This is a genomic window from Ensifer sp. ENS06 (assembly GCF_014852205.1).
In the GTDB taxonomy this organism is placed as follows: Bacteria; Pseudomonadota; Alphaproteobacteria; order Rhizobiales; family Rhizobiaceae; genus Ensifer; species Ensifer adhaerens.
The window spans coordinates 152450-173106 of sequence record NZ_JACVBC010000014.1 but is presented as its reverse complement, the minus strand read 5'-3'; the positions used below and the strand labels follow the sequence as shown (position 1 = coordinate 173106).

20 protein-coding genes are annotated in these 20657 nt (G+C 62.9%); 5 read left to right on the top strand and 15 right to left on the bottom strand.

What is annotated here, in order from left to right:
* From IB279_RS31145 to IB279_RS31125, 5 genes are all read right to left on the bottom strand, one after another.
* Positions 1 to 217: ferrochelatase (locus IB279_RS31145; RefSeq protein ID WP_192340487.1), on the bottom strand; the 217-nt coding region annotated here is incomplete at its 3' end.
* A gap of 122 nt (positions 218 to 339) precedes the next feature.
* Complete coding sequence (locus tag IB279_RS31140) at positions 340 to 2214, bottom strand: bifunctional UDP-sugar hydrolase/5'-nucleotidase (RefSeq protein ID WP_034806086.1); 1875 nt, start codon at positions 2212 to 2214, stop codon at positions 340 to 342.
* 230 nt (positions 2215 to 2444) lie between these two features.
* Complete coding sequence (omp10, locus tag IB279_RS31135) at positions 2445 to 2816, bottom strand: outer membrane lipoprotein Omp10 (protein WP_034806089.1); 372 nt, start codon at positions 2814 to 2816, stop codon at positions 2445 to 2447.
* Positions 2817 to 2989: 173 nt separating this feature from the next.
* On the bottom strand, positions 2990 to 4441 hold the full coding sequence (locus IB279_RS31130; RefSeq protein WP_034806092.1) for a homospermidine synthase: 1452 nt from the start codon (positions 4439 to 4441) through the stop codon (positions 2990 to 2992).
* Positions 4442 to 4632: 191 nt separating this feature from the next.
* On the bottom strand, positions 4633 to 5511 hold the full coding sequence (locus tag IB279_RS31125) for a DUF3445 domain-containing protein (RefSeq protein ID WP_112771782.1): 879 nt from the start codon (positions 5509 to 5511) through the stop codon (positions 4633 to 4635).
* Positions 5512 to 5659: 148 nt separating this feature from the next.
* On the opposite strand from IB279_RS31125, the gene IB279_RS31120 reads away from it, so the two are divergent.
* Positions 5660 to 6610 carry a sensor domain-containing diguanylate cyclase gene (locus IB279_RS31120; RefSeq protein ID WP_034806098.1) on the top strand — a complete coding sequence of 317 codons (951 nt, stop codon included), beginning with the start codon at positions 5660 to 5662 and terminating at the stop codon, positions 6608 to 6610.
* Here IB279_RS31120 and IB279_RS31115 read toward each other — a convergent pair.
* Genes IB279_RS31115 through IB279_RS31105 form a run of 3 tightly spaced genes read right to left on the bottom strand, consistent with a single transcriptional unit; the run spans position 6575 to position 10308 of the window.
* Complete coding sequence (locus IB279_RS31115) at positions 6575 to 7207, bottom strand: aminotransferase class IV family protein (RefSeq protein WP_112771783.1); 633 nt, start codon at positions 7205 to 7207, stop codon at positions 6575 to 6577. The genes IB279_RS31120 and IB279_RS31115 overlap by 36 nt on opposite strands.
* Complete coding sequence (locus IB279_RS31110) at positions 7204 to 8403, bottom strand: aminodeoxychorismate synthase component I (protein WP_112771784.1); 1200 nt, start codon at positions 8401 to 8403, stop codon at positions 7204 to 7206. Before IB279_RS31110 ends, IB279_RS31115 begins: the two co-directional genes overlap by 4 nt.
* Before the next feature lie 45 nt (positions 8404 to 8448).
* Complete coding sequence (locus tag IB279_RS31105; RefSeq protein WP_192340485.1) at positions 8449 to 10308, bottom strand: M3 family oligoendopeptidase; 1860 nt, start codon at positions 10306 to 10308, stop codon at positions 8449 to 8451.
* 187 nt (positions 10309 to 10495) lie between these two features.
* Here IB279_RS31105 and IB279_RS31100 point away from each other — a divergent pair, with 187 nt between their 5' ends.
* Both IB279_RS31100 and IB279_RS31095 read left to right on the top strand, forming a co-directional pair.
* Positions 10496 to 12040 (top strand): sigma-54 dependent transcriptional regulator, encoded by a 1545-nt coding sequence (locus tag IB279_RS31100; protein ID WP_112771785.1) that lies wholly within the window; start codon positions 10496 to 10498, stop codon positions 12038 to 12040.
* A 180-nt stretch (positions 12041 to 12220) separates the two neighbouring features.
* Positions 12221 to 14077, top strand: a complete 1857-nt coding sequence (locus IB279_RS31095) for a DUF882 domain-containing protein (protein WP_034806108.1) — start codon at positions 12221 to 12223, stop codon at positions 14075 to 14077.
* Between the two features lie 170 nt (positions 14078 to 14247).
* Here the strand turns inward: IB279_RS31095 and IB279_RS31090 are convergent, their stop codons facing one another.
* The 3 genes from IB279_RS31090 to IB279_RS31080 form a co-directional block, all read right to left on the bottom strand.
* Positions 14248 to 14511 (bottom strand): DUF2312 domain-containing protein, encoded by a 264-nt coding sequence (locus tag IB279_RS31090; RefSeq protein ID WP_034806111.1) that lies wholly within the window; start codon positions 14509 to 14511, stop codon positions 14248 to 14250.
* Between the two features lie 231 nt (positions 14512 to 14742).
* Positions 14743 to 15051 carry a DUF1244 domain-containing protein gene (locus tag IB279_RS31085; protein WP_034806113.1) on the bottom strand — a complete coding sequence of 103 codons (309 nt, stop codon included), beginning with the start codon at positions 15049 to 15051 and terminating at the stop codon, positions 14743 to 14745.
* The gene (locus IB279_RS31080) at positions 15048 to 15857 is read right to left on the bottom strand and encodes an N-formylglutamate amidohydrolase (RefSeq protein WP_060605963.1); all 810 of its coding nucleotides are present in this window, start codon (positions 15855 to 15857) and stop codon (positions 15048 to 15050) included. The genes IB279_RS31085 and IB279_RS31080 overlap by 4 nt, the downstream gene beginning before the upstream one ends.
* 192 nt (positions 15858 to 16049) lie before the next feature.
* Here IB279_RS31080 and IB279_RS31075 point away from each other — a divergent pair, with 192 nt between their 5' ends.
* Both IB279_RS31075 and pyk read left to right on the top strand, forming a co-directional pair.
* On the top strand, positions 16050 to 16526 hold the full coding sequence (locus IB279_RS31075; RefSeq protein ID WP_051659725.1) for a DUF1036 domain-containing protein: 477 nt from the start codon (positions 16050 to 16052) through the stop codon (positions 16524 to 16526).
* Positions 16526 to 17965 carry a pyruvate kinase gene (gene pyk / locus IB279_RS31070; RefSeq protein WP_060518631.1) on the top strand — a complete coding sequence of 480 codons (1440 nt, stop codon included), beginning with the start codon at positions 16526 to 16528 and terminating at the stop codon, positions 17963 to 17965. Before IB279_RS31075 ends, pyk begins: the two co-directional genes overlap by 1 nt.
* Before the next feature lie 155 nt (positions 17966 to 18120).
* On the opposite strand, the gene IB279_RS31065 is transcribed toward pyk, so the two are convergent.
* From IB279_RS31065 to ykgO, 4 genes are all read right to left on the bottom strand, one after another.
* The gene (locus IB279_RS31065) at positions 18121 to 19125 is read right to left on the bottom strand and encodes an alpha/beta fold hydrolase (protein WP_112771787.1); all 1005 of its coding nucleotides are present in this window, start codon (positions 19123 to 19125) and stop codon (positions 18121 to 18123) included.
* 30 nt (positions 19126 to 19155) lie between these two features.
* Complete coding sequence (locus IB279_RS31060; protein ID WP_192340483.1) at positions 19156 to 19491, bottom strand: hypothetical protein; 336 nt, start codon at positions 19489 to 19491, stop codon at positions 19156 to 19158.
* Positions 19492 to 19690: 199 nt separating this feature from the next.
* Positions 19691 to 20305 carry a tetratricopeptide repeat protein gene (locus IB279_RS31055; RefSeq protein WP_034806119.1) on the bottom strand — a complete coding sequence of 205 codons (615 nt, stop codon included), beginning with the start codon at positions 20303 to 20305 and terminating at the stop codon, positions 19691 to 19693.
* A 78-nt stretch (positions 20306 to 20383) separates the two neighbouring features.
* The gene (gene ykgO, locus IB279_RS31050) at positions 20384 to 20509 is read right to left on the bottom strand and encodes a type B 50S ribosomal protein L36 (RefSeq protein WP_034806120.1); all 126 of its coding nucleotides are present in this window, start codon (positions 20507 to 20509) and stop codon (positions 20384 to 20386) included.
* Between the last annotated feature and the right edge of the window lie 148 nt (positions 20510 to 20657).

Below are 20657 nucleotides of genomic sequence, written 5' to 3'. Positions count from 1 at the left end.
GGCGGGTGTTGAGCACGATGCCGAACAGGATCGGGTACCAGAACAGTCGCGACCACTCGATCACCCGGCGGTCGGTCAGAAACTCCTTCAGGTAGCGGCGCATCGAGGTGTAGTCGGTGCCATCAGGCGTGCCGAGATTGACCAGCAGGATACCGACCTTTCCGGATTTGACGGACGGGTGGTTGGCAGGGGTGGTCACGGCAAGCTGATCGGTCATCTTCATCCTCGTCGGGTCCCCGTATCGGGACGCCGCTTTCGTTCCTTCGGTTTCCAGTCCTTCTAAAAAGAAAAGCCGGCGCGGGGAAGCCGCGCCGGCTCTGAAAGTAGAGGCAAATTGTCTTACTTTGCCGGAATCTCCAGTTCCTTGCCGACATGCAGGTGGCGCGGCGCCGGCTTGCCGTTGGCGTCGGAGATCTTCTTCCAGAGCGCGCCTTCGCCGTAGAAGGCCTTGGCGAGATCCCAGAGCGTGTCGCCCTTGGTGATCACGTGCTTCTGCGGGCCGCTCGCTGCCGCCGTGCCGCCGGCCGTTGCCGCCGGCTGGGCTGCCGTGGCGTCGGCAGCAGGCTTTGCGTCCGCCGCCGGCTCGGCCGTTGCCGCACCGGCCGCCGAAGCGACCTCGGTGATGCGGCCGTCGGTATAGGGCTTGAACGGCTGGTGGGCGGCAAGGTAGTCGGCAAGCACGGTTTCGAGGCCCGGACCGTAGTCGTAGGCGTTTTCACCCTTCTCCTTGAAGACGTCGTAGCCGTCGCCGCCATTGCGCATGTAGTTGTTGGTGACGAGCGAATAGGTCTTGGCCGGATCGAGCGGGACGTAGGCCTCGCCTTCCTTCACCTCGACCGAGACGACGCGGCTGCCGACCGGCTTCGACTTGTCGAAGGAGAACTTCATGCCGGCCACCTGCGGGAAACGGCCGCCGCCTTCCTCAAGCTTGCTGAGACCGTTTTCCAGGGCTTCACGAATGCCGTCGCCCTTCATCTGGAAGGTCGCAACCGTGTTCTGGAACGGCAGGACCGTAATGGCTTCGCCCATCGAAACGTCGCCGGCATCGATGGAGGCGCGCAGGCCGCCGCCGTTGGTGATGGCGATGGTCACACCCTGGCCCTTGACGCGGTCGAGCATGGCGTCGGTGAGCAGGCTGCCCATTTCGCACTCTTTGGTGCGGCAATTCTCGCGCGAGCCGTCGATCGGTGCTTCGGTCTTGGCGATGATCTTCGAGCGCAGCTCTTCGATCGGCTTGCCGAGTTCGGCGACGCGGGCGAGCACGGCCTCATCCGGCTTGACCGAGCTGTCTACCAGGATCGGATCGCCCTTGGCAGCCTTGACCACGCCCTTGTCGTCGAAGGTAACGACGAGGTCGCCAAGATATTTGGTGTAGGAGCCGGCCTGGACGACCGGAACCTTGTAGCCGCCTGGGTTATCGACCATCGTCGGGTAAGGACCCTCGGCTTTTGCATCGGTGTTGGACAGCAGGCTGTGCGAGTGGCCACCGACGACGACGTCGACATCCGGGATCTTGGCGATGGCCGCGAGGTCGCGCGGATAGCCGACATGGGTGAGCGCTATGATCTTGTCGACGCCCTGCTTCTTCAGCTCCTCGACGGCTGCCGTGGTGGTGGCGACGTCGTCGCCGATCAGGATGTCCGGGCCGGGGGAAGAGAGCTCCGGCGTGTCGTTGGCAACCGCGCCGACGATGCCGACCTTCTGGCCACCGACATCGAGCACGATCGACGGTTTGATGCGGTCGCCGATCTTCGACTTCTGGCTCGGCAGCACGTTGGCGGTGACGACCGGGAAGGCGATCTTGTCGAGGAAGCCGGCAAGGCCGTCCTCGCTCTCGTCGAACTCATGGTTGCCGACGGTCATCGCGTCGAACTTCATCAGGTTGAGGAATTCGGCTTCCGCGAGGCCCTTGTAGGTGGTGAAGAACAGCGAACCCTGGAAGTTGTCGCCGGCGTTGAGCAGCAGCACGTTCTTGCCCGAGAGGTCCTGGCGCTTCTGGTCGATCAAGGCCTTGAGGCGCGCGACGCCGCCGAAGCACTCGTTCTTGCCCTCCTCTTCCGCCGAGCAGGTGGAATCGAACTTGTTGATCGATTCGATGCGGGAATGGAGGTCGTTGATATGCAGGATGTTCAATTCATAATCGGCGAAGGCTGCGCCCGAGGAGAGGGCAAGAATGGACGCGGTCATCAGGCCGGTCCGCACGTGTCTGATCATGATGTTCTCCTGTTTTGCCGGTTGTCGCCCGACCGCATCCGGTCCGCCGAAACGGATCCGGTCCCCACGGTCGGGGTGGCTTTGCCGGGCCGGATGTTTTCATCACTTGAAGGCGACTTCAAGCGCTAAAACCATGCCCTGGTTGTCGGGTTTACCGTTAAGGTTAAGTCGTGGCCCGCAAACGAAAAAAGCCTCCGGACGGAGGCTTTTGCAATTTCGTGTTTTCTGTTTTAGCCGCGACGCGCGAGCGAGAACTGTGCCCCGGCGTCGGTGGTGCAGTTGAGCTGGTTCTGCGTGACCAGAGCGCAAGCGACCTTCGACTGGGTGTTGCGCACCAGCGAGGTCATATTGATCTCGACAAGCGTCGGGCTCGTCTTGACGTAGTTGCCCGAGGCGAGCAACTGGTTGGTGTCGGTCGTGCGCGTGGAGAAGGTACCACCGGCAAATGTCGAGACGATACCGTTCGGGTCTACCCAGGAGCCCTCGACGCCCGAAGCCTGGCGTGCCGGCTGCCCACCCTCATCGATGATCCGTGGCGACGACTGGCAGGAGGCAAGCGCGGCCGCGGTTGCGATTAGGGTCAGAACGGCGAATGGCTTCATAGGCGATTTCCCCCGCGTTTGGGTCGAGCGGATTGTTTCATTCCGGCAGACCATGCCGCGATCATGAGTTGAAAGCAAGAGCGACAGGCCGCGGCCTCGGGCTTTTCCGCCAGAGATGAAAAGGCCCGGGGCACGTTCGTGTCCCGGGCCGGATGCGCTTACGTCTCAGCAGCTTAGCGAACGAGGATGTTCTTGAACTGCCACGGATCCTTGGTGTCGATGTCTTCCGGGAACAGGCCCGGGCGACCGTCGAGCGGGGTCCAGTCGGTGTAGTGACCTTCGACCGGGCCGAGGTAGGGCAGTTGGACTTCGAGGCAACGCTTGTAGTCCATCTCGTCGGCTTCGACGATGCCGGCCTTCGGGTTCTCGAGAGCCCAGACCATGCCGGCGAGAACGGCCGAAGTGACCTGCAGACCGGTCGCGTTCTGGTAAGGCGCGATGCGGCGGGTTTCTTCGAGCGACAGGCGCGAGCCGAACCAGTAGGCGTTCTTGTCGTGGCCGTAGAGCAGCACGCCGAGTTCGTCGACGCCGTCGACCAGTTCCTTTTCGTCAAGGACGTGGTGCACCGGCTGGGCGTTGCCGCCGTTGCCGAACATTTCGTGCAGCGACAGAACGGCGTCGTTGGCCGGATGGTAGGCGTAGTGGCAGGTCGGGCGATAGGTGACTTCGCCTTCCTTGTCGCGAACCGTGAAGAAGTCGGCGATCGAGATCGCCTCGTTGTGGGTCACGAGGAAGCCATACTGCGGGCCGGGGGTCGGGCACCAGCTGCGCACGCGGGTGTTGGCGCCCGGCTGCTCCAGATAGATCGCTGCCTTGCAACCCTTCTTGTGCTTCTTGGCGTTCTTCGGCATCCAGTTTTCATGGGTGCCCCAGCCGAGTTCGGCCGGCTGCAGGCCTTCCGAGATGAAGCCTTCGACCGACCAGGTGTTCCAGAAGGTGTTGAACGGCTTCGGGTTCTTGGTGCGCTGGGTGTCGCGCTCGGCGATGTGCACGCCCTTGACGCCGACCTTCTTCATCAGCTTGGCCCAGCCTTCGCGGTCGTCCTGATGCGGCTCTTCGAACTTCACGCCAAGGTCGTTGGCGAGGTTGAGGAGGCCCTGCTTGACGAACCAGGAGACCATGCCGGGGTTGGCGCCGCAGGTGGAAACCGCGGTCGTGCCGCCCGGGTTCTTTTCCTTTTCCTTGCGCACGGTTTCACGCAGCGCATAGTTGGTGCGCTCGGAATTGTCCATTTCGGCGTCGAAGTAGAAGCCGAGCCACGGCTCGACGACCGTGTCGACGTAGAGCACGTCGAGCTTGCGGCACATCTTCATCAGGTCGAGCGAGCCGGTGTCGACCGACAGGTTGACGCAGAAGCCCTGGCCTTCGCCTTCGGTCAGAAGCGGCTTCAGCAGTTCCTTGTAGTTGTCCTTGGTCACATGCGCGCGAACGTGACGAACGCCATGGCGTTCGAAGATCTCGTTGTCGGCAGCATCCTCACGGGGCTCGACCACGATCAACCGGTTCTTGTCGTATTTGAAGTGGCGCTCGATCAGCGGCAAGGTGCCGCGACCGATCGAACCGAAACCGATCATCACGATCGGACCGGTGATCTCGCCATAAACCGGATAGGTGGTATCTGCCATTTTTGTCTTACTCCTGAGAAAACTTTCCCTGTGGCGGTGGGTGACTAAGCATGAGGAAGCGGCTGTGGCCGCTGTTCTGGCTCGTATGAATGTGCCGACGGCCGCGATGCCCGTGGGGCACGCGGCGCTGTAGAGCATAGATTGCTGTCACAATAAAGAGCCGGCGGGTCAACCGCTATTTGCGTCTGTGCTTAACCGGCGATCGTGAGCAGTGCTTCAATCAGCCCGTCCCGCTTGCTGACAAGCCCCTTGTAGGCGGCCTGCGGCAAGGTCAGGGCGCGCAGCTGCTCGACGAAGGACGCGGCCAGCGCCGCGGCATCCGGTCGCTTGCGCAGCATCGTCAGCGGGTCCGAATAGATGCGGATGGTGAAGACGAGCGCACCGGTCTCAGGCAGCTTGCGCAGCGTCTGCCGTTCGATGCGGATGAAGGTCCGCTCCTCGGTCATCTCGATCGCACCGGCGGCGATGCCTTCGGATTTCGATTTCGGCAGGTGCAGCGCGCCGTCGACATTGACCGCCCAGTTGAAGCGCTCGACGAAGCGACCCGGCGGCAGGTTGTCGAACATGCGGGCAATCAGTTCGGCATTGCGGGTGCCATGCTCGAAACCCGGGACGGGGCCATGGATCTCGTTCATGGTGCGGCCGTATTTTTCGGCGAGCGACCAGGACGAGGGAAAGGCGACATAGGCGGCGTTGAGACGCCAGCCGTCTCCGGTCTTCTGCATGATGGCGAGGTCGTCCTGAACGAGCGAGCCGGAAACGACCAGCGGCACATCGCCGTCGAGCGGCACGGGCGCATCTCCGACGATCATGCTGTCGCCGTCGCGGCGGTAGATCTCGGGGTAGGCGGTCGGCAGGTAGTCGATCAGAATGCCGAGCAGTTCGCGCTGGGCGTCCTGCGTACCGTCGGCTGCGGCAAACACGGTACCGCGCGCTTGCGCAAGCAGCAGCTTCTTTTCGGAGAGATAGTGCTGCAGCTGGTCGTCCGGCTCAATCCAGCGATCGGGGTCGAGCTGGGCAAGGCCGATGGTGAAAGGTTTTGAAGAACCGTCGTAAGGCGTATGCTTCATGCGGAGCGACCGGTCTAGGTTGCGATTTAACCATATTCCCTATCGTTTCGCACGGTGAAACGCTTGTCACAAGCGGTTCGTGCTATAGCTACGGTAGAAGCATCCGCTTCGCGCCATAATTGATTAGTTCCCGGAGGCGTGACAGACCGTGACCGGTAGTCATCTCAAGGCTCTTGCGGCCCTACAGAGTAAAACACCCGTGCTGATCGCACTTTATGATCAGCACGATCGACTGCGCTTCGCCAATCCGGCGTTTCGCGCGGCCTACCATGTCGGTCCGGACGAGAGCCCGACCTGGGAAGAGATCATGCGTCGGAACCATGCCGCCGGACAGGGCACCATCCTGAAGTCGGAAGACATCGATGCCTGGATCGCCTCGACATTGCACCGGCGCGGCAAGGTGCCGTTCCGCGCCATGGAAACAGACCTGCACGACGGTCGCTGGCTGTGGATGACGGAGACGGTGGATGCGGATGGCTGCATGCTGTGCATCGCCGTCGACGTCACGACGATCCATGCCGAAGAACGGGAACTGCGCCAGGACCGCGACTTTGCGCTTCGGGCCGCCCAGGTCGACGAGCTGACGAGCGTGCCCAACCGCCGCTACACGATGGGGCGTCTCACCGAGTTCATCGCCAACTGCGCCGAGAACCCGCATATGTGGGGCTGTGTCGCGATCATCGATATCGATTACTTCAAGGCGATCAATGACCGCCACGGCCACCAGCGCGGCGACGAGGTTTTACTCGACTTTGCGCGCCAGATGCAGGAGTTCGTGCGCCGTTCGGACTGCTTCGGCCGGATTGGCGGCGAGGAATTCATGCTCATCCTGCCTGATACCACCATCAGCGAGGGCCACCGCATTCTCGATCGTCTGCTCGAACGGGTGCGCAATTCCCGCCCGCTCGAGAACATCCCGGAGTTCTTCTACACCTGTTCGGTCGGGGTTGCGGAGTATCGCGACGGGGACACGGTCAGCGACCTCTATGCACGCGCCGATCAGGCGCTCTATCTCGCCAAGCGCGATGGACGGGACCAGGTCAGGCGCCACACGCTTCCCGGCTCAGACCAGGAGGTTCACCCGGATCAGGCCCCGTAGCGAGTTGCCGAGATAAAGGTCGCCGCGGGCGAGGTCGTTAAGCGAAAGCCGCGCAACTCGCGCGCGGCGCTGGCAGATGAGCTCGGTACGCAGCACGCCGGCAAGCAGGCCGCAGGCGATCGGCGGCGTCTTGAGGATGCGGCTGCCGTCGTCGAGGAAGACGGAGGTGATCGTGCCTTCGCAGACCTCATCCTTCTCGTTCAGAAGCAGAACTTCGTCGGCCTCGCTCGGGCCGAACTCGCCGCGGGCTGCCTCATAGGCGGCGCGGCGACTGGTCTTGTAGCGCAGCAGCGGATCGCCCGACTTGAGCCGGGTGCTGGCAACCCGTACCCGCCAGACCGTATCTTGGGGGAGCGGAGCGAAGGGGGCGGTCTTCACCTCGATATGGCCGTCCGGGAAGAGCTCGAGGCGAACGCGAAGCGCGGCGCCGCCATGGCCGGCCTTGACCGCTGCAAGCAGCGCGGCCTGCGCGCCATCGGCGCCCGAAATGCCGAGACGACGGGCGGATCGGACCAGCCGGGCGAGGTGCAGACGCAGGCGGATGAAACCGGCTTCGGGCTCGTAGCGCAGGGTTTCGATCAACGAGAAATCCGTCATCGGACGACCGCGTCGTCGGCGGGCGCGACATCGCCTTCGCCGAGCGCGATCCTGTCGTCGCCAACGGCAAAGCGGGCCTTCAGGAGGCACTCTTCGTATTCGGACTGGGCGGTGCTGTCGAAGACGATGCCGCCGCCGACATTAAAGACGGCATTGCCATTTTCGAAGAGCGATATCGTCCGGATCGCGACGCTGAACCGCATCACGCCGTTCGGGGCGATGAAACCGATGGCGCCGCAATAGGCGTCGCGGGGACCGTCTTCCAGGTCGTGCAGGATTTCCATGGCGCGCATCTTCGGCGCCCCGGTGATCGAGCCGCAGGGGAAGAGCGCCGTGAAAATATCCTTGAGGCTGATCTCGGGCAGGAGCTTTGCTCGGACGTGGCTCACCATCTGGTGCACGGTCGGGTAGGTCTCGATGTCGAAGAGCTTGGGGACATCAAGCGTGCCGACCTCGGTGATGCGCGAGATGTCATTGCGCAGGAGATCGACGATCATCCGGTTTTCGGCCTGGGTCTTTTCGTCGGCGCGCATGGCGGCGATGATCTCGGCGTCTTCCAGCGCCGACGCGCCGCGCTTGGCCGTGCCCTTCATCGGGTGGGTCTCGATCCAGCCGTCCGCATCGACACGGAAGAAAAGCTCCGGCGAGCGCGACAGGAGCACTGGCCCGTCGAGCGCGACGAGCGCGCCGTACTTGACCGGCTGTCGGTCGATCAGCGACCAGAAGGCGGCGCGCGGGTCGCCGGACCAGCGGGCATGGATCGGCATCGTCAGGTTTGCCTGGTAACAATCGCCCTTTCGCAGATGCAGGTGCAGGCGGTCGAAACGTTCGCGGTAGGTATCGAAATCCCAGCCGGCGCGCGGTTCGCTCAAGAAGGGTTCGTTCTCGGTTCGCCGCTGCGGCTCGGCGAGGGGATGATCCTCGCTCGGCGCATCGAAGATGCCGAATGACATCAGCGGCGTCTTGCGATTTTCCTCGGCAAAGCCTTCGAGCTTCTCCTCGAAGAGATGGCCGGCCTCATAGGACATGAAGCCGGCAATCCATTTGCCTGATTTTTGCGCGCGTTCAAGCTCGGCAAGGCCGCGGACAAATTCGGCCTTCGTGCGGGCCGTTATGACGCGCGAAGGCGATGCGAAAACCGTGGTGCGGCTTTCGCTGTCGTCCCGGAACAGCACATAGGGTGCAGTGTCGTTCATAAAGTCGTCTTGTCGATCGCGCCGCGATCCGGACCCTTGTCCGGATCAGGCCTTATCAAGCGCTTCGAGTTCGTCGATGAGCCCTTCGATCATCGACAGTCCCTGTGCCCAGAACGACGGATCGGTGGCATCGAGGCCGAAGGGGGCGAGCAGTTCGGAATGGTGCTTGGTGCCGCCGGCCTTCAGAAGCTCGAAGTACTTGTCCTGGAAGCCCTGTTCGGCGTTCTGGTAGACCGCGTAGAGCGAGTTCACCAGGCAGTCGCCGAAGGCATAGGCATAGACGTAGAAGGGCGAATGGATGAAGTGCGGGATATAGGCCCAGTAGGTCTCGTAGCCTTCGGAAATCCGGATGGCCGGGCCAAGGCTCTCGTTCTGCACCGACAGCCACAGCTTACCGATATCGTCGGCCGTCAGCTCGCCTTCCTTCCGCGCGGTGTGCACCTTGCGCTCGAACTCGTAGAAGGCGATCTGGCGCACGACCGTGTTGATCATGTCCTCGACCTTCTGGGAGAGCATGGCCTTGCGCTCGCGCTTGTCCTTCGTCTGGTCGAGAAGCGCGCGGAAGGTCAGCATCTCGCCGAAGACAGACGCGGTTTCGGCGAGCGTCAGCGGCGTCGAGGCCATCAACGCGCCCTGTCCGCCGGCAAGCACCTGGTGCACGCCGTGGCCGAGCTCGTGGGCGAGCGTCATCACGTCGCGCGGCTTGCCCATGTAGTTGACGAGCACATAGGGGTGAGCCGACGGCACCGTCGGGTGGGCGAAGGCGCCCGGCGCCTTGCCGGGCCGCACCGGCGCGTCGATCCAGCGCTCGTCGAAGAAACGGCGGGCGATATCAGCCATTTCCGGCGCGAAGGCATTATAGGCGGAGAGCACCGTGTCCTTGGCCTCGTCCCAGGAGATCAGCGCGTTCGGCGTTTCCGGCAGCGGCGCGTTGCGGTCCCAGAAATCCATCTGCTCCATGCCGAGCCACTTTGCCTTCAGCGAATAGTAGCGGTGCGACAGGCGCGGATAGGCGGACTTGACCGCTTCGGCGAGTGCATCGACGACCTCGCGCTCGACGCGGTTGGCCAGATGCCGGCTGTCGGCAATATCCTTGAAGCCGCGCCAGCGGTCGGAGATTTCCTTGTCCTTGGCGAGCGTGTTGGTGATCAGCGTGAAGGTGCGGATATTGGCCTTGAAGGTTTCCGCCAGCGCCATCGCCGCCTTCTTGCGAACGTCGCTCGACGGGTCCTGCAGCAGGTTCAGGGTGACCTCGAGCGGCAGCGCTTCACCGTCGACAGTGAAGGTGAGGCTTGCCATAGTCTCGTCGAACAGCCGGTTGAAGGCGGCGGCACCGGTCATCGATTTTTCCAGGAAAAGCTGCTCCAGCTTGTCGTCGAGCTGATAGGGCTTGTCCATGCGCAGGTCGGTCAGCCAGGGCTTGTAATGGGCGGCGATCGCGTCTGTTTCGAGTGCCTTGTCGAGGATCGCGTCGTCGATCCGGTTCAGCTCCAGGGAGAAGAACAGGAGATGCGCCGACATGTCGGTGAGCTTCGACTGCACATCGCCGTAAAGCTTGCCATTCTCCGGCTTGGACGTGTCCGAAAAATAGGTGAGGCCGGCAAACGACGCGATGCGGCCCATGATGTCTTCGAGCGCTTCGAATTCCCGCACGGCAGCGCCGATGCCGGCTTCGCCGCTCTTCGTCGCCGCTTCGGCCAGCTTGCCCTTCCACTTGGTCTCGAAGGCGATCGCGTCGGCATCGGCCTTCTTCATATCGTTGCGAAACGCATCCGAGGAAGCGGAGGCATAAAGATCCTCCAGCCGCCAGGAGGGCAGGTCACCGAGGTCGGCGGCGGCGCCATGGCTCTGGCCGGCGGCGGCGTGGACAACAAATTGCTCGGGGGCGAAGGGGCGGAAGGTCATCGTCGGATTTCTCTCGTTCGTGACAGGAAGAGGCAGCGATATGGGCCCCATTGCTATCGCCGGCAATGGATAAAATGCAAGCATTTCTCAAAACATGATGTTCAGCCCTTTATGGCACAGATGCCTGACGTGATTTGGCACATGAGGTTGGCCAAAGAGTACCGCGTGTCCAGAGCAGGAGGCTTCCGTGACATCACACATTCTGGTCATTGATGACGATCCGGTGCAGCGCCGGTTGCTGACGAACATGATCGAGCGTCTCGGTCATGTGGCGCATCTCGCCGATAACGGCCGCAGCGGTCTGGAGCTGCTGGAGCGCAAGGGCGGCATGATCAATGTCATCCTTCTCGATCTCCTGATGCCGGAAATGAACGGCCACGGCTTCCTCGAAGCGCTGGCTGAGCGCGGCGTCGACACGCCGGTCATCGTCCAGACCGGACAGGGCGGCATCGAGACCGTGGTGCACGCGATGCAGGCCGGCGCCTTCGACTTCCTGGTCAAGCCGGTCTCTCCGGAACGGCTGTCCGTGGCCATCAGCAATGCGCTGAAAATGGCAAGTCGTGACGGCAAGGTCAAAACCTCGCGCCGTCCGCGCGGTGGCGCCGTCGGCTTCGACGATATCGTCTCGGCAAGCCCGGCGATGATCCGGGTGATCGACCTTGCGCGCCGCGCCGCGCAGTCCAACATCCCGATCGTGCTCGAGGGCGAATCCGGCGTCGGCAAGGAAATGGTGGCACGCGCCATCCAGTCGGCAAGCGACAGGGTCGGCAAGCCCTTCATCACCGTCAACTGTGGCGCCATCCCGCACAATCTGGTCGAGAGCATTCTCTTCGGTCACGAAAAGGGTGCCTTTACCGGCGCGACCGAAAAGCACACCGGCAAGTTCGTCGATGCGGACGGAGGAACCCTGTTCCTCGACGAGATTGGCGACTTGCCGCTCGAGGTTCAGGTGAAGCTGCTGCGCGCGGTTCAGCAGGGCGAGGTCGAGACGATCGGCGCGCGCCATCCGCAGAAGGTGAACGTGCGGCTGATCTCGGCCACCAACAAGGACCTGATCAACGAAGTGCGCGAAGGGCGGTTCCGCGAGGATCTCTACTACCGCCTCAATGTTTTCCCGATCACCATTCCGGCGCTTCGCCGACGCAAGGAAGATATCCCTGTGCTAGTGCGCTCCTTCGTCGAGCGTTTCGCCGCCGAGCAGCGGCTGAACCAGCCGCTGACGGTATCGAGCGGTGCGCTCGCGCTTCTGACCGCCTATGATTGGCCGGGCAACATTCGCCAGCTCGAGAACGCGATCTTCCGCGCCGTCGTGCTTGCCGAGGGCAACGAACTGACGGTGAAGGATTTCCCGCAGATCGCCACTCAGATACCCGGCTACGTGATTTCCGATCGTTCGGGCTTCTCCTGGGGCGAGGGCGGACCGGAGCGGGCGCCGGCTGGCGGCGAGACGGCATCAAGCGTCTATCCAGACTTCGTGAGTGCGGCGAAATCCATGGAGGCGGAAGCCTCCAGCGACCCGCGCATGGAGAATGCGATCGCCAGCGTCGACGAGGGCGGAGACGTGCGCAAGCTTGCCGAAGTCGAGGAGGAATTGATTCGTTTTGCGCTGAAATTCTACCGCGGCCAGATGAGTCAGGTGGCCCGAAAGCTCGGTATCGGCCGGTCTACCCTCTACCGCAAGCTGAAGGATTATGGCATCGATCCCGATAACCCTTTGAGAGAGGCGGCATAAAATCGACGCATTCACGATTCATTAGCCGTGCTATTCAGTCACCGCCGTTTAGACCTTGTTAGTGAAGTATTCACTATATTATAAGGGGCGGTGACGACTGTGGCAAAATTGCCATGCTGTCACCTTATTTGACAGTCATCTGAGACAGCGAAGCACGGTTGTCCGTCGGACGGGGATTGAATGCCAAATTTGTTCGGTTTTAAGAAGCCGCTCGGCTCCTTAGCGAGAGTCTGCGCGGCGGTCACCCGCCGGGTGCCGCAGGTTCTGACATCCGTTGCTCTTGCGGCTGCCCTCGTTACGCCTGGTTTTGCTCCTCCCGTGGAGGCCGCAGGCCAGACCCGGACACTGAAGCTCTATTTCATTCATACTCAGGAAAAGGCGCAGATCACCTTCAAGCGCAATGGCCGCTACGACGCCAAGGGTCTGCAGGAAATCAACCGTTTCCTGCGCGACTGGCGTCGCAACGAGCCGACGAAGATGGACCCGCGCCTGCTCGATCTCGTCTGGGAAGTCTACCAGAAGAGCGGATCGCGTGATTACATCCACGTCGTTTCGGCCTATCGTTCGCCGGCGACCAACGGCATGCTGCGTTCGCGTTCGAAGGGCGTCGCCAAGAAGAGCCAGCACATGCTCGGCAAGGCGATGGACTTCTATCTGCCGGATGTGAAGCTGAAGACGCTGCGTGAAATCGGCGTGAAATTCCAGGTGGGCGGCGTCGGTTACTACCCGACTTCCGGCTCGCCTTTCGTCCATATGGATGTCGGTGGCGTTCGCGCCTGGCCGCGCATGAGCCGTGCCGAATTGGCGCGCCTGTTCCCCGACGGCAAGACCATGCATCTGCCGTCCGACGGCAAGCCGCTTCCGGGTTATGACCAGGCGGTTGCCGACTACAAGCGTCGCGTCGGCGCGTCGGCGATCCAGGTCGCTGGTGGCGGCGATACGGGCCCGGGCGATACGGCGAGCGGCAAGCGCCGCGGCAACCTGTTCGCCATGCTCTTTGGCGGCGGCGGTGATGAGGATGAAGAACCCTCGGCAATCGCAGCTGGCCCCGGTGCCGACGATGAAGGTGGCGCAGCTCCTGCTGCCAAGGTGCAGACGGCTGCCGCGCCCGCCGCTCAGGAAGCGCTGCCCGGCGTCGCCGGTTCTGTCGCCGCCGAGCCGACGGTTGCTGCCGAACAGAACATCAATGCGCCGGTCCCGGCGGTGCGGCCTGCCTTCAAGCAAGCGCCTGCCGATGGTGGCGTAGCCGTGGCCCTGGTGGCGCCGGAGAAGAACCCGGCGCAGGAAGCCCTTGCTGCCGCCCTGCCGCCAACCTCGGAAATGCCGAGCGAGTTTGCCGACCTCGGCTCGATGAAGGTTCCTGTGCCGCAAATGCTTGACCGCCGCGACATGAACACGCTCGTCGCATCCGCCGATGCCGAGCCGGACATGCAGGCGCTCGGTTTCGTGCCGGTTCCGGCCGTGCGTCCCGCGGGTGACGCGGCGCTTGCCGCCGTTGCCGATGCACAGGTCGTGATACCCTCCTTCGCGGAGCGCCCGGTCGTGGCATCCGCCGAACCGCCGCGCGACGTGGCGGCCGAAGCCAAGACCCGTGTCGCGCTTGCCCAGCCGACGCCAGCTGAACGTCAGCCGGTTGCCCAGCCGCAGCCGATCGAGATGGCAGCCTATGCGCCGCAGTCGGGTACAAATGCGCGCGCCGCGATCTTCGACAGCGCCTTCGACACGCAGGCGGAAGCTCCGGCCAAGGGCGGCCGACCGAAGAAGAACGACGCCGATGCCGCGACCCGCTCATCGGTGCGCGCCGAGCCGAAGCTGACCCAGAAGATCATTTCCGAATGGGCGCTTTCGACCGGCCGCGTCGCAACGCTTTCCAAGCCGGTGAAGGCGCCGCGCTTCGTCAGCAAGTCTCTGCGTACTGCTCCGACGACAGTCTATGCCGCCGGCTTCTCCAGCAGCGCCGGACCAAACGTCGACACGGCCCGGTTCAGCGGCAATGCCGTCAACTTCATGGAAGTGAAGAAGTTCAGCACCAACTGAGCTTCCACCAAACCCTAGACACGAAAAAGCCCGCCGACCTGGCGGGCTTTTTCGTATCTGCATTCTGTCTTCGCCTTATGTCGGCTCCCGGCTGTATTGAGAGCCTCTGCTGCCGGCGTTCACGCGCGGAAGGCGAAGGCCGCCGCCAGGCGGCCTTCAAAAAGGCTTGCTTATTCCTCGTCGGCTGCCGGCACCATGCCGAGCGCCTGGAGGTAGGTGTCGAGGATCGCTTCCTGTTCCATGCGCTCGTCGTGGTCCTGCTTGCGGATCGAAATGACCTTGCGCAGGATCTTGGCGTCGAAACCTGTGGACTTGGCTTCGCCATAGACGTCCTTGATGTCGTCGGCGATGGTCTTCTTTTCTTCTTCCAGGCGTTCGATCCGTTCGATGAAAGCACGAAGCTGATCGCGTGCGACGCCGTGAGCATCCGACATGGTCTTCTCCTTGATAGGGGGAATGGAATTTCTTGGGTGCCGTGACGTGCCGCGAACGGCCGCCAAGGTCAAGGGTGATTGCGCAACAACGCGGTCATTTCCGTGGCAGAGGCGGGCGAAACGACCCTATTCCTTTGATCACGACGGTTTGCGTCGGCTCGATCCAGCCATCATTTTGAAGCGGCTTACGAGTTAGAGCGGAATGCCGCGGAAAACCGCATACGCCTTTCCTCACTCAGCTTTGGGCCGGTTGAGCTCGAACGCCGCCTTTTGTTCTGCGGATGCTTCCCTCTGGTTGCGCTCGCGCCATTCCTCGTAGGGCATGCCATAGATGATCTCGCGCGATTCCTCCTTGGCAAGCGGAACGCCCGCCTGTTCGGCGGCTTCGCGATACCAATTGGACAGGCAGTTGCGGCAGAAGCCGGCGAGGTTCATCAGGTCGATGTTCTGGACATCGCTGCGCTCGCGCAGATGGTTGACCAGCCGGCGAAAGGCGGCGGCTTCGAAGGCGATCTGTTGCTCCGGGGTCAGTTCGGTCATGGTCGCTCGTCCTCTTCATCATAGGCGCCGGTGCGCGAGATGTGCCGCTCGTACCGATGCAGTTCGGGCATGGCGTTCAGGCTTGCGAGGATCGGCGCCAGCCGCTCGGCCCAGGCGGCAACGCCTTCAGCGTCGGCGATCAGATCCTGCCGCACCTCGATCAGGGCATGCGCAATGCCCGGCACCATGCAGTGCCGGAACATGGTATCGCCGCGCAACGCGCCGTCATAGGGTTCATTGTTGCCGACGACGATATCGCCCGGTGCCTCGAGCCTGTCGATCAGTGGCCGAACGGCGCGGCCGTCGCTGTCCCAGAGGACGGCGGCGTGCCAGGGACGGGCGACGCCCTTCCAGGCCGGCGTGTAGGAATGGATGGAGATGACCAGCGGTGCTGCGCCATGCGCCTCGGCGCTTCGGCCGATCGTCTCGGAGACGGCGCGGTGATAGGGACGATGGAACCGGTTCAGCCGGTTTTCCCACTCCTTATCGGTGATGGGATGGTTTCCCGGAATGATCGCTCCGTCGGAAATCCGCATGATCAGCGTCGGGTCGTCCTCGCCGCGATTGGGATCGATCAGCAGGCGCGAGAAGCAGCCGAGAACGGCCGGCGCATCGAGCATCGCAGACAGGCGCCGCACGAGCGCTTCGACACCGATATCATAGGCGATGTGCCGCTCGAAGGCCGCGGCGGGAAGGCCGAGACTGCCATATTCGGCAGGCAGCCGGTTCATGGCGTGATCGGCAAGGAGCACGAGCCCGGTTGTGGGCTTGGCTTCGATAATCTCATAGGGAGAATAGTGTTGCATGCCGTTCCAGTCCGTTTCAGCGCCCCGTCTCGCTGATCGCACGCGAGGGCGTCAATCGCAAGAAAAACGCAACTGTTTATCGAAATCCGAAAGCAATTTACCGATTGTAATCGATTAGAGTTACGTTGACTTTCGGGGCTGCCCGTCGCAAGAAAGTGCCACGCAAATCAAAACGGAGTTCCATCGGAAACCGTGTCCAGATATCCTTTTTCCAAAGCGAAGCCGGGGCTGACGACACTGGGAGGCATCCTCCTGTTTCTCCTGGCAACATCAAGCTCATTTCTTTTCGCCAGCGACGCACGCGCCGACTTCCGCGTGTGCAACGGCACCCAGACACTGGTCGGCGTAGCCATCGGCTACCGAGCCAAGGACGGCTGGATGACGGAAGGCTGGTGGCAGGTGCCTGCCAACACCTGCGCGACCCTGATCGAGGGCGAGCTACAGTCACGATATTATTATCTTTACGCGGAAGATGCGGCCCGTGGCGGCCGCTGGACCGGTGACGTCAACATGTGCGTTGCCGAGAACGAATTCAAAATCACGGGCGTGCAGGACTGCTTCGCCCGCGGCTTCCAGCGCATGGGATTCAAAGAGTACGACACGGGACGGCAGGGAAGCTGGATGGTTCAGCTTTCGGATCCGTCCGGCACGCAGGAAAGCCAGAATTGATGAAGCGGAACAGAAAAGTCAAAATCCTCGCAACGCTCGGACCGGCGTCTTCGGACGAGCAGATGATCCAGAAGCTGCACGAGGCCGGGGCCGATCTGTTCCGCATCAATATGAGCCATGCGAGCCACGACGTGATGCGCACGCTGGTGCAGCGCATCCGCGCGGTCGAGGCGCGCTGTGGCCGGCCGATCGGCATCCTCGGCGACCTGCAGGGACCGAAGCTGCGCGTCGGCAAGTTCGCGGAAGGCAAGGTGGACCTGAAGGTCGGCCAGACCTTCACGCTCGACAACAAGGACGAGCCTGGCGACAACACCCGCGTCTATCTGCCCCATCCGGAGATCCTCGAAGCGGTCAAGCCCGGCCATCGCCTGCTGATCGACGACGGCAAGCTGCACCTGAAGGCTGAAAAGACCGATGGCAAGAGCATCGTCACGACGGTCGTCGCCGGCACGAAGATCTCCGACCGCAAGGGCGTCAGCCTGCCCGATACGCTGCTTGCCGTCGGCGTGCTGACCGACAAGGACCGTGCCGACCTCGACGCCGTTCTGGCGACCGGTGAATTCGACTGGGTGGCGCTCTCCTTCGTGCAGCGCCCGGAAGACCTGGCCGAAGTTCGCAAGATCGCCCGCGGCCGCGTCGGCCTCATGTCGAAGATCGAGAAGCCACAGGCATTGGACCGGATCGACGAGATCATCGAGCTCTCGGACGCGCTGATGGTTGCCCGCGGTGACCTCGGCGTCGAGATGCCGCTGGAATCGGTGCCGGGCCTGCAGAAGCAGCTGACGCGCGCATGTCGCCGCGCCGGCAAGCCGGTAGTGGTCGCCACGCAGATGCTGGAATCGATGATTTCGGCTCCGGTCCCGACGCGTGCCGAAGTCTCCGACGTCGCGACGGCCGTCTTCGAAGGTGCGGACGCCGTCATGCTTTCGGCAGAATCGGCCTCGGGCGAATATCCGGTGGAAGCCGTTTCGACCATGGCGTCGATCGCCAGCAACGTCGAGCGCGACCCGCATTATTCCAGCATCATCTACGCGCAGCGCACGCCGCCGGAAGCCACCGGTGCCGACGCGATTTCGCTCGCTGCCCACCAGATCGCCGAGACGCTGCGGCTCTCTGCCATCGTCTGCTACACCTCGTCGGGTACGACGGGTCTGCGCGCCGCCCGCGAGCGGCCGCAGGTGCCGATCATCGCGCTGTCGCCGATCGTGCAGACGGCGCGCCGCCTTTCGGTCGTCTGGGGCCTGCATTGCGTCGTCACCGAGGATGCGACTGACCTCGACGACATGGTCAACCGCGCATGCCGCATCGTTGCCTCGGAAGGCTTCGGCAAGCCGGGCGAACGCATCATCATTTCGGCCGGCGTGCCGCTCGGTACCCCGGGCGCGACCAACATGCTGCGTATCGCCTATATCGGCTCGGACGGCATGAGCGGCGTCTGACGCCCGCTCTCTTTCTCGGACTGCAACGAAACCCCAGGAGCGCTGATCCGCTCCTGGGGTTTCGTGTTTTGTTGATGATGGCAGCTAGCGGGATAACGGGCGCGCCGAGAAAGGCTGCCAGATGAGGTGCGGCCCCAACGGATGGCCTGGCACGATCAGGGTGTCTTGGCGGCGGCAAGTCTTTCTTCGGCGCGCTTTACTGCCGCATCCAGATCCCCGGGCTTGCCGGCCAGCTTCTCCACCGCGGCGACGATGACATCGGTGACCACATAGTCGGGCTTATGGCCGAGATTGCCGATCCAGAGCAACTCGGCGCCGGGGATATCGCGCGCCAGCCCGCGTGAGTGGATATCGGCCAGCACGATGCCATCGCTGTCGCCGGTGATGATCACCGTCGGTGCGGCGATCTCCCGGTAGCGCGGCGCGGTCGCGGTCAGATAGGCGTGCAGGTTGGCGATGTCGCGGGCATTGCTGAGGAAGGTCGAGGGACGCAGCACGAGATGCGGGCCGGTCTTGTCGATGTAGTCGGCCGGCCGTGGATTGGGCGAAAAGATCGAGTGCGTGCCGCCCTCGATGCGCCGCTGCCCGAGCGGCGTCACCAGCGTGTGGGCGAAGAGCCAGCCGACGAAGGGCAGGGCCGTCAGGCGGTAATACCAGTCGATGCCGCCGGGCCAGGGATGGGTCGCCGGCGCCAGCAGGACGAGGCCGGCGGTCTTGTCCGGGTGGTTGAGGGCGAAGCTCGCTGCAATCGCGCCGCCGAAGGAGTGGCCGACGATCGCGGCGCGACGGATGCCGCGCTTGTCCATCAGCTTTGCGATCGCATCCGCCTGACCGTCCGGCAGGTCGTTTTCCGGCCCGCCGCGCTCCGAGTAGCCGTGGCCCGGGCGATCGACGAACAGCATCTCGGCGCGGCCGTCAAGGGCCGGTGCGAAGGCATGCAGCTGGTCGAGCAGGTTGCCGCTGGCGCCATGGATGAAGACGACGGGCAAGAGGTCGGCTTGTCCGCCGGCGGGCAGGTGCACGCTGTTCATGCGGTAGCCGCCGATGTCGATCAGTTCGCCGACATTGGGAAAGCGCCGGGCGAAGCTACGCGCGTGCCAGAGACTGTAGGCGACGCCGGCGAGTATCAGTGCAAGGGACAGGAGCGCAACTGGGAACATAGTCTCTATTTGTCTTCCGGCGCCCGGCTTTCAAGGCGTAAGCGAACCCTTGGGGCCACCGGCACTTATTCTTTGCCATTGCGGCCAGATGTCGTCCACGGCGCGCCGGCGGGCCAGCACGAACTCTGGCAGTGCCCCATCCCGGTTGCCTTTGTTGTAGCGGTCGTCCGTGCGATCGACAACGAGGACCGGAGGCGCGCCGAATTGATCGGCTGTGATGTCGACGATGAAATCGCCGCATTCGACCCAGGCGTGGCTTTGCCAGCTCTTCGCGCAGAGGAAGCCGAACGGTCCGATTTCAGGCTCCAACGGCCCGCTGCGCGGCCTTCCGCAGACCCAGTCGGCGTTGAAGCCTTGGGTCTTCAAGACACGCTGCAGGAACAGGCTCGTGCGGCCGCAGGTGCCTTGCGAGACGATCGTGGGGCGGTCCACGCCGGCGTGACGATGCCATTCCATCCAGATCGGTGCGATGAAACGGCGCGCGGCTGTCGCGATTTTCAGAAGCGACGTCCTGTCGGAGGGGATGGGCGTTGGCGGGCTTGGCAATCGACTGGAACGCGCGTTGTCAGGTCTTGCTGCCGGCAAGTTTCTCGGCAAGTTCGCCCAGTTGTTCCTGCGCCTTGCGATCGGCGGGATAAATGTCCAGGAACTGTTCCCAGGCCCGCATGGCAAGCTCATCCTTGCCGGAGGCGCCGAGGATTGCCGCCATGCCGGCAAGTGCGCCAAAGTGGCGGGGCTCGATCGACAGTACGCGATTGATGTCCGACATGGATTTCCGGTAGTTGCCCATCGCGTAATGCAGTGTCGCGCGGCGGTTCCAGCCTTCGACATAATTGGGTGCAAGGGCGATAACCTGGTCGAGGATATCGAGAGCGGCCGGCTGCTTGTTGTCGGTGATCGCCTTGTCGGCCCATTGCATCAGCAGGTTGACGGTGGCGCTGCCGGAATCCTGCCACTCGATGCGGATCTGGTTGGAGAGCTCGCGTGCCTTGTCGGGGTCGCGTTCCTTTTTCAGGTCGGCGAACAGGGTGTCGAGGCGCTGCTTCGGGGTGGTGAGGCTGGTTGCTTCCGGTTGGGTCGAGGCTTCCGCCGCGAAGGAAACATTGCCAGCTCCCGTGGAGGTGGCGAGCAGGGCGGAACACGCCAGAATCAAGGGTATAAAAACTCGCATGGCGAGCATGTTAGCTCGCCACGGAATAACTTCAAAATCAATTCTGGGACATCGCTTGAGCGCTGTCCCCAAGTCCCCTGTCGGGTATCAGCCCTGACGAGCCTTGAAGCGCGGGTTGGACTTGTTGATGATGTAGATGCGGCCCTTGCGACGAACCAGACGGTTTTCGCGGTGGCGGGTCTTGAGCGACTTGAGCGAATTCTTGATCTTCATTTTCCTGATCCGCAGGTTTCGGGGAATGAAAATTCGCCCGGTATCTCTAACAATCAAAAGCGCGCCCGTGAGCGCGCTCCTTTAAGGTGGGATGGCAAATACCGTGTCACCCCTGGTGTGTCAACCACAAGACGCCCCATTTTGGTGT

What these genes read in the sequence shown, in the direction of transcription:
- IB279_RS31140 (WP_034806086.1), bottom strand. Translation starts at nt 2,214, where the DNA reads ATGATCAGACACGTGCGGACCGGCCTGATGACCGCGTCCATTCTTGCC.
- omp10 (WP_034806089.1), bottom strand. Translation starts at nt 2,816, where the DNA reads ATGAAGCCATTCGCCGTTCTGACCCTAATCGCAACCGCGGCCGCGCTT.
- IB279_RS31130 (WP_034806092.1), bottom strand. Translation starts at nt 4,441, where the DNA reads ATGGCAGATACCACCTATCCGGTTTATGGCGAGATCACCGGTCCGATC.
- IB279_RS31125 (WP_112771782.1), bottom strand. Translation starts at nt 5,511, where the DNA reads ATGAAGCATACGCCTTACGACGGTTCTTCAAAACCTTTCACCATCGGC.
- IB279_RS31115 (WP_112771783.1), bottom strand. Translation starts at nt 7,207, where the DNA reads ATGACGGATTTCTCGTTGATCGAAACCCTGCGCTACGAGCCCGAAGCC.
- IB279_RS31110 (WP_112771784.1), bottom strand. Translation starts at nt 8,403, where the DNA reads ATGAACGACACTGCACCCTATGTGCTGTTCCGGGACGACAGCGAAAGC.
- IB279_RS31105 (WP_192340485.1), bottom strand. Translation starts at nt 10,308, where the DNA reads ATGACCTTCCGCCCCTTCGCCCCCGAGCAATTTGTTGTCCACGCCGCC.
- IB279_RS31095 (WP_034806108.1), top strand. Translation starts at nt 12,221, where the DNA reads ATGCCAAATTTGTTCGGTTTTAAGAAGCCGCTCGGCTCCTTAGCGAGA.
- IB279_RS31090 (WP_034806111.1), bottom strand. Translation starts at nt 14,511, where the DNA reads ATGTCGGATGCTCACGGCGTCGCACGCGATCAGCTTCGTGCTTTCATC.
- IB279_RS31085 (WP_034806113.1), bottom strand. Translation starts at nt 15,051, where the DNA reads ATGACCGAACTGACCCCGGAGCAACAGATCGCCTTCGAAGCCGCCGCC.
- IB279_RS31080 (WP_060605963.1), bottom strand. Translation starts at nt 15,857, where the DNA reads ATGCAACACTATTCTCCCTATGAGATTATCGAAGCCAAGCCCACAACC.
- pyk (WP_060518631.1), top strand. Translation starts at nt 16,526, where the DNA reads ATGAAGCGGAACAGAAAAGTCAAAATCCTCGCAACGCTCGGACCGGCG.
- IB279_RS31065 (WP_112771787.1), bottom strand. Translation starts at nt 19,125, where the DNA reads ATGTTCCCAGTTGCGCTCCTGTCCCTTGCACTGATACTCGCCGGCGTC.
- IB279_RS31055 (WP_034806119.1), bottom strand. Translation starts at nt 20,305, where the DNA reads ATGCTCGCCATGCGAGTTTTTATACCCTTGATTCTGGCGTGTTCCGCC.
- ykgO (WP_034806120.1), bottom strand. Translation starts at nt 20,509, where the DNA reads ATGAAGATCAAGAATTCGCTCAAGTCGCTCAAGACCCGCCACCGCGAA.